General features: G+C 51.1%; 7 protein-coding genes and 1 pseudogene. 1 reads left to right on the forward strand and 7 read right to left on the reverse strand.

All coding sequences use genetic code 11. From position 1 onward, the window contains the following. Positions 1-119: 119 nt before the first annotated feature. Positions 120-637 (forward strand): annotated as a pseudogene (locus FVW27_RS02885) (IS481-like element ISDvu4 family transposase); the annotation flags it as partial. Positions 638-942: 305 nt separating this feature from the next. Here FVW27_RS02885 and hcp read toward each other — a convergent pair. The 7 genes from hcp to FVW27_RS21225 all read right to left on the reverse strand — a co-directional run bounded on the left by hcp (position 943) and on the right by FVW27_RS21225 (position 7495). Beyond that, positions 943-2604: a hydroxylamine reductase gene (hcp, locus tag FVW27_RS02890; RefSeq protein WP_010939296.1), complete on the reverse strand. Its 1662-nt coding sequence runs from the start codon at positions 2602-2604 to the stop codon at positions 943-945. A 74-nt stretch (positions 2605-2678) separates the two neighbouring features. Next, positions 2679-3854, reverse strand: coding sequence for an FprA family A-type flavoprotein (locus FVW27_RS02895; protein WP_010939297.1), 1176 nt, complete (start codon positions 3852-3854; stop codon positions 2679-2681). Further along, positions 3851-4921 carry a GGDEF domain-containing protein gene (locus FVW27_RS02900; RefSeq protein ID WP_167122596.1) on the reverse strand — a complete coding sequence of 357 codons (1071 nt, stop codon included), beginning with the start codon at positions 4919-4921 and terminating at the stop codon, positions 3851-3853. The genes FVW27_RS02895 and FVW27_RS02900 overlap by 4 nt, the downstream gene beginning before the upstream one ends. Positions 4922-4939: 18 nt before the next feature. Continuing rightward, positions 4940-5164 carry an HPP family protein gene (locus FVW27_RS21160; protein WP_341806054.1) on the reverse strand — a complete coding sequence of 75 codons (225 nt, stop codon included), beginning with the start codon at positions 5162-5164 and terminating at the stop codon, positions 4940-4942. Then, positions 5092-6402 (reverse strand): IS5 family transposase, encoded by a 1311-nt coding sequence (locus FVW27_RS02910; protein WP_167122598.1) that lies wholly within the window; start codon positions 6400-6402, stop codon positions 5092-5094. The genes FVW27_RS21160 and FVW27_RS02910 overlap by 73 nt, the downstream gene beginning before the upstream one ends. Before the next feature lie 89 nt (positions 6403-6491). Further along, positions 6492-6899 carry an HPP family protein gene (locus FVW27_RS21220; protein WP_424991841.1) on the reverse strand — a complete coding sequence of 136 codons (408 nt, stop codon included), beginning with the start codon at positions 6897-6899 and terminating at the stop codon, positions 6492-6494. Positions 6900-6955: 56 nt separating this feature from the next. Continuing rightward, entirely contained in the window at positions 6956-7495 is a 540-nt protein-coding gene (locus FVW27_RS21225) for a CBS domain-containing protein (RefSeq protein WP_167122600.1), read from the reverse strand. Positions 7496-7846 lie beyond the last annotated feature (351 nt).

Raw genomic sequence — 7846 nt, forward strand, 5'->3', positions numbered from 1 at the left:
CAGTGCACAATCCCAAAAAAGAGGTCATGCCGCGCCACCTAGAGCAGCGATGAGGCCATAAAGCTTCATCAACCACTAGCAAGGAGGCCGACATGACCACTGGAAGAAGGTCACGGAATGGCGTGGGGAAAATCTATCTGCAATCGGCCATCGACTGCCACAGCCGCTACGCCTTCGGCAGACTGTACACCAGCAAGTTGCCGGTTACGGCGGTACACATGCTCAACGAGTCCGTGCTGCCCTTTTTCGAGGAGCACGACACGCCGGTCGTCACAGTGCTTTCGGATAATGGCCGGGAATTCTGCGGGCGCGCCGACGGCATCCCTACGAACTATTCCTGCAACTGGAAAATATCGAGCACCGGACAACCCGCGTCAGACGTCCGCAAAGCAACGGCTTTGTGGAGCGGCTGCACAGGACATTGCTCGACGAGCATTTCAGGATTCAGGGGCGAAAAAACTGGTATGAGTCTCTGGATGAAATGCAGGCAGACCTTGACGCCTACTTGCGCCACTATAACCACGAGCGGGCACACCAAGGCAGAAACATGAGCGGCCGGACACCCTATCAAGCCTTCCTTGATAGCCGTCCCGAAGGGCAGCCGAAAGAAGACAACGAAGGACACTACGCAGCCTGATCAGCGCCCCAGCCGGGTACGGCAAGTGTCAGGTGAATACTATCTCTGTACACACCCCCAACACAATCCATAAACAAACGTACATATTAACAACTCATCATTTCGAATAAAGCGCACAACGCGACCCGAGAAAAGAACGCATAGTCATAAAAACGTCTTTTTTCTAATGGGGCTAACATTGCGCACAGATGTAACAATTTATTATTGCAAATTTTTCAAGTAAATCTGATTGGAAGCCTCAACGAATCTTTAAAGCAGAGATCAGCTATTGATGAAAAAAAGGGGAGCCGAAGCCCCCCCTTCATCTATTTACCCGCCATCATGGCCGCGATGTCATCCTGCACTGTTCCGATTGGTTTGATGTTGAAATTTTCAACCAGTACCTTGGCCACGTTCGGGGACAGGAATGCCGGAAGCGTGGGTCCGAGGCGGATTCCCTTCACACCTAAGAATAGGAGGGCCAGAAGCACGGCCACGGCCTTCTGCTCGTACCAGGCGATATCGTAAGATACGGGCAGATCGTTGATGTCATCCAGGCCGAAGACTTCTTTGAGTTTCAGAGCAATGACGGCCAGGGAATAGGAATCGTTGCACTGCCCTGCGTCCAGCACACGTGGAATGCCACCGATGTCACCGAGATTCAGTTTGTTATAGCGGTACTTGGCGCAACCGGCCGTCAAGATCACGGTGTCCTTGGGCAAATTTTCGGCCACTTCAGTGTAATAGGAACGAGACTTCTGCCGACCGTCACACCCGGCCATGACCACAAAGCGCTTGATCGCGCCGGACTTGACAGCCTCAACCACCTTGTCGGCCAAGGCTAGTACCTGATGATGGGCGAAACCGCCGACGATGCTACCAGTCTCGATCTCAACGGGCGGAGGACATTTCTTGGCCTGTGCGATCAGCGCCGAGAAATCCTTGGCTCCTCCCGCAGGCCGGTCAGCGATGTGCTTGGCCCCTTCATACCCAACCACGCCAGTGGTGTAGAGACGGTCCAGATAGGTGTTCTCTTTTTTGAGCGGCACCAGACAGTTTGTGGTCAGCAGGATGGGGCCGTTGAAGGACTCGAATTCGGGATTCTGCTGCCACCAGGAACCGCCGTAGTTCCCCACGAAATGCGGGTACTTCTTGAACGCCGGATAATAGTTGGCGGGAAGCATTTCGCCGTGGGTGTAAACGTCCACGCCTGTGCCCTCGGTCTGCTTCAGCAACTCGGCCATATCCTTCAGGTCATGGCCGCTGATGAGGATGCCGGGGTTCTTGCCCACGCCGATGTTGACCTGGGTGATTTCCGGGTTGCCGTAGGTAGTGGTGTTGGCCTCGTCCAGCAGGGCCATGGTGGTTACGGCCATGCCGCCGGCCTTCATGACCAGCGCGACCATTTCATCCACGGACAAATCCTTGGTCGTTGAAGCCAGGGCCTCAAGCATGAATTCGTCGATTTCGGTCTTGCGAAAGCCCAGTACAGCAGCGTGCTCGGCATAGGCCGCGACACCTTTCAGACCGATTATGAGCAGTTCGCGCAAAGAACGCACATCTTCGTTCTCAGTTGCCAGAATGCCTACGCTCTTGGCCTTTTCAGCAAAAGCGGTAGAGTCCCCAGTCCAAGTCGCGGCTTCGGGCAACGGCTCGCTGAAATCTTTGCCATTTTTTGCCTTGTAAACAGCCAGAAAAGCATTTCTCAACTTGTCACGCCGAGCCAAGCCTTCCGATATCATAGCCTCAAATCGGGCATCATCCCAGTTAGCATTGGTGATGGTCGCAAATAATCCCTGGAGCACGAAGTCGTCATTAGAGCGGTCCGGCTGTCCCAACTCCTTTAATTTTTCGCCATAAATGGCGATGCCACGCAGCACAAAAATGAGCAGATCCTGCAAATTGGCGGTTTCTTCCGGCTTGCCGCACATACCTTTGACCGTGCATCCCGTATTCTTCGCTGTTTCCTGACACTGGAAGCAAAACATAGTGACCTCCTTTATAATTACTGTTGCCGATCGCGTGACAATGCACGCACCTCAAATCGATACTAGAAAAAAAACTACCTCTGAAAGCCGCTTTCCTTGTGCTTGGCGGCAATGGCATCCGCCAGACGATCCAGGGCACCGTACGTGTCGTCTGTGGGCAACCCCTTACACAGCACAGGATCCAGCACCTCGACCTTCAGATTGGGAATCATGCCGGCCAGAGTTTCCACTGTCTTGCCGCCCCAGCCGTATGAACCGACTATGGACAGATATTTGGCCTTGGGCCGCAGGGCGTTGGCCAAAAATGCCGCGTAGGCGGCCATGGGATGCGGACCGGCAAGCACTGTGGGGGTGCCGAGCACGATGGTGCCCGCATCCACGAGGGACATAGCCAGCTTGCCGATGTCGGTCACGGCAAGGTTAAAGAGTTCCACCCTCACATCGCGTTCGGACAAAGCTGCCGCCAAGTGGTCGACCATGAGCCTAGTGCTGCCGTGCATGGACACGAAGGGAAAGGCCACCAGGTTGTGCGCCACGCCTGAAACCCAGTCCCTGTAGGCGTCAATGATCCAGCCGGGGCTGTCGTAAATCTGGCCGTGGCTGGGGGCGATCATGCGTATGTCATAGGGGCCGAGTTTTTCCAGGTTCTTGGCGATTATGGTCCTAAACGGCATCATGATCTCGCCGAAATAGCGTTTTGCCGCTTCATGTACCCGGCCTTGATCGCGCACAAAGAGATCGCTCGTTGCGATGTGCGAGCCAAAAAAGTCGCAACTGAACAGAATCTTGTCTTCGGCCAAGTAGGTGGACATGGTTTCCGGCCAGTGCACCCAAGGCGTGAGAATGAATGTGAGCGTCTTGTCGCCAAGGGAAAGGGTTTCGCCATCCCCGACAACGATGAATTTGTCGTCGGGGATGAGCAAAAGATCCATGAGCATAGACTTGGCCTTGGCGTTGGTGACGACCTTGGCCTCAGGGTACAGGTCCAGCACCAGGGCAATGGTCCCGGAATGATCCTGCTCCGCATGCTGGGATATTACGTAATCAAGCTTTTCCACCCCATCCAGATGCCCAAGTAACGTATCGACCATATCCGGGTCCACGGCGTCGATGAGAGCGGTCTTCTCGCTGCCTTCCACGAGATAGGCGTTGTAGGTTGTCCCATCGGGGAGCGGAACCAAGGAGTCGAACAGACGCCTGTCCCAATCCACTGCACCAACCCAATACACTGATTCTACAATTTTTCTCATTTTTTTCTCCCATACTGAATTTTAGTATCAAAAATTACAGACTTGTTTCTTCCAGTTCTTTTAGCTTCATACAAAGCTTTGTCAGCTTGATTATAATAATCAGAATGACTCATTCCATCTGTATACACAGAAGCGCCTATGCTAATCGTTATCTTGGACTTGTCTTTGGAAAATTCTTTTTCCACTACACTCCGAATTTTTTCAGCCAAAAGTAACGCGCTTTCGTGATCTGTCTCGGGTGCCAAAACAGCAAATTCTTCCCCCCCGATCCGGTAGAAAAAGTCTGTCTTTCTGATACATTGCCTGACCGTCCCTGCCATTTTTTTAAGAACCCTGTCTCCTTCTGTATGCCCTAAAGAATCGTTAACTTTTTTAAAATGATCTATGTCCATTATGAGCAATGAAAACTCCCTCTTGTTTCTCTCATATCTGTCTATTTCTTCTTTGATATCCAGGTCAAATTGACTCCTGTTATAAACAGACGTCAAACTGTCATGGCGGGAGCTATGCTCGACTTTTTGTACAAAAATCTTCGATATCAAATAGAAAATGAATGACGAGCCAAAAAGGAAGAAAACATAATAGTATAGTTTTTTGATATTTGAAGTTTTACGATCTGATCCAATAACTTTCCTCAACATGAGAGAATTAGAACCACTCCAAATAGATTCACTCATTAATGACAGTTCTTGTAAAAATTGCTGCTGTCCAGCCCTGTTTTTATACAAAACATCCTTAAATGCATTCCATTCACCATAAAGACTCTTAAAAGGCTGATATATCTCTGGGTCAAACCTAAATTCAGCCGCCTTGCCATCAGCAACGTAAATAGCAAATATTTTATCCACCTCGCTAATAGAGAAATCAGCACTATCAATATTTTTAAGCAATTCAAATTTCAGAATTCTTTGTGTCGACCCACGAATAAAACCTATGTTGCTAATAAGCTTGGCATCGCGCTCCAACGAAGAATGAATCGAATATATGCTCCACACAATAAAGATATTAATGATGAAAAGAATCAACGAAAAAAAAGATATCAGCTTTGATGCGAAAAGTTTTTTCATCAATCCCTCTTATTTTTGTTAATACCAATACTCAGGATAACGCCTGTTTTTTGCACAATTATTTAATACAACAGCAACAACAATGAGAATAACAGCTCCGAGTCCAACAGGCATAAATGCATAGAAATAACCCAAATTAGTCGGTCCTGAAAAACTGTTAAAACGCCACGTCAGGCACAGACCTGCACGGGCTGAACATTGGGCCGAAGTATGTGCCCAAGGAATTTGAGGCACAAAAAACACAGAATCCGGATGAACTTCCGGAAATTGAACGCAGCACAGGCCATGAACAGGTTCACGGAGTCACCGACCTGCCCTTTGAGGTAATTGCGCAGCATCCTGTGGTCGTTTTTGAGGTGGCCGATGATTGGCTCGATGGCCGCACGCCGACGGAACCGCTCTCTGGCTTGCCGCTTGTCAGATACAGTCTTCGTCCGCTTGCCTGACTCGGGAATTTCGATGCTGGTCACGCCGATCTTGCGCTTGCCTCGGTATCCTCGGTCACAGATCGCCATGGTTGGCCGTTGCCCCACGATGCTTTCGACTTGAGACAGAACCGCAGGCAGCGTGTGACCGTCGAAAGGATTGTCCTGGAACGACAGTGCGCCAACGATGATGCCGCTGGTCTTGGTCACGGATGCCTTGGCGCCGAACTCGTATTTCTTGTGGACCTTGCCTTTGCTGATGCAGGACACGTCTGGCTCATGGAGGCTGTAGATTTTGCCTGTGCCGGATCGCTGCTGGCGCTGCACGCGATCGTAAAGGTCCAAGGCTTGCTGATGGATGGTCAGTGCTTCCGGAGAAAGCTTGCGTTTCAATTCGCGGACCAGGATGCCGGCGATGGTCCGCAACCGCCTGACAGCACGCAGAGATTCGCCCTGTCTGCGACCCTTGGGTTTGAAGCGGATGGTCCGCAGGAGCGATTTGATTTCGCGCTGGTAGCTGCGCCGGAGTTTGACGTCTTCCAGCTTGGCCATGGTGTGGCACCGTGTCACGATTTTGCTCAGGAGCTTGGCATCCGTGGGAAAGGTGATGTTCTTTTCCTGCACGGTTGAGTCTACAACGACCTCGGCTTCTTTGGCCTTGTCACCATGGAGGGCCACGGAAACCTCGAAGATTTTGCGGACTCCGTCTTCTCCGATGCGGCGTCGGAAATAGGTCAGCTCTGACGGATCACAGGGTAGCTTCCAGGTGAACCGTTGCTGACCGCAGAAGGCCTGGAAATACGGATTCTGGACCCAAGCCTCGACAACGCGCTCATCACTCAAGTTTTCAAGCTGCTTGAGAATGAGGAAGCCGACCATCAACCGGACGGATTTTCCAGGGCGTCCGGAAGCAGCATAAAGTGGCCGGAAGTTGTCCTCGAAGACCTGCCGCGGGATGACCTTGGCCAACCCGAGAAGGTGGTTTCGAGGATCAAGTTGATCGAGCAGATCCGGGCACAGGAGGCTGCGCTGGCGGTCCGATTTTTTGGGCTGCATCGTTGATAACCTCGGAGTGATTTCGACCAGAAAAATGTATTTCTCACTGCATTACTGGCTATTCGAAATACGTTGTTTCCGAGTAAATTTCAATTTATTTCAGTATATTGCCATATTTTCAGGGCCGACAAATTATGCACAGAGTCTCCACCGATAACAGCAATCAAAGCCGTCGCTCCGTCTAGTGGATGCAACGTCCTCGTCATATGCATTGCGGCAATGGCTGTAGATACTGCCAACCCCGCCGCCAACCAGACGATGTCTCCGACAAGCTGATATGACAGCACCCCGATCAACGCAGAAATGACATGCCCTCCAAAAACATTTCTGGGCTGGCCCAAAGGACTTCGAATCGCTCCGTAAACGAGGACCGCAGTTGCGCCAAAGGAGCCAATGAGCAAACCCTGTCCAAACTCATCCACAAACACGCCTTGAAGCAAACCGACGAGGGTTATGCCTGCAAAGGCGCCGACCCAAGACCAGGCAACCTCAGAAATGCCGACCCTGGGGGGGCTTTATGTCGTCCCTTTGACCTTTGCGAAAAAGTTCATGGTTACCTCTCCTCACACAGAGAAGCTACGAGGTCGGTTCTGGTGACAATCCCTATTGGACGTCCGTCAGTATCACAGATTGGCACTCGGTTGATGGCATGCTTCGAAAAAAGCGCTGAAATATCCGTCAATGTCGTTTCCCTGGTCGCGACGATCGGCGGACAATTCATCATCTCTCGGACACTCAAGCCTCTAAAGTCAGAAACCAGGCACCCGTAAATGGTCATGCATCGCGACACAACAGCCATGAATGAGGCGGTTCCTGGCAGTCCCATCTTCTTGAGAAAATCCTTTTCCGAGACAACCCCGCATATCGTCCCGTTCTCGTCAACAACCGGAGCACCGCTGATGCCGTGCGAAGCCATGAATGACGCAGCCTCAGAGGCGTTCATTTCACGATGAAGACAATGCACAGGAGACGTCATGACGTCTTCCGCCTTCCTAAGAGAACGGACTTTCTTCAATGCCAAATCGTAAGCGATTGAATAAATTTCTCGAAAATCTCCAGGTGTTATATCGACATATCCTTGCATGGAACGCATGGCATTGAGACATCATCTTCAGACAAATCCAAAGCGTCACAGTGATCCTTCATGTCACCCTCCCTATCGATTCAATCTATTGTCCTTCCTTCACCAGCCTGTTCCTCGGTCCGTCCGTCTCGTATTTGGTACAACCGCTTGAAAGTCGGAATGATTTTCTCGTCATGGGTCACGACAATAATCGCAGTTTCAAACTGTTTGGCCATCTGGTTCAGGATTCGAATCGTAACCGTCCAGACAACCCCACCTTTTCAGGCGAGCGGTCATCAAGTAGACATCAGTGAACTGGCTTAGACCGGGTTGTTCTTTGACATGCCTTGCGGCAGCAGGGCCTTGAGGTCGTCCTGGCTG

It is taken from the genome of Nitratidesulfovibrio liaohensis (genome assembly GCF_011682075.1).
Taxonomy (GTDB): Bacteria; Desulfobacterota; Desulfovibrionia; order Desulfovibrionales; family Desulfovibrionaceae; genus Cupidesulfovibrio; species Cupidesulfovibrio liaohensis.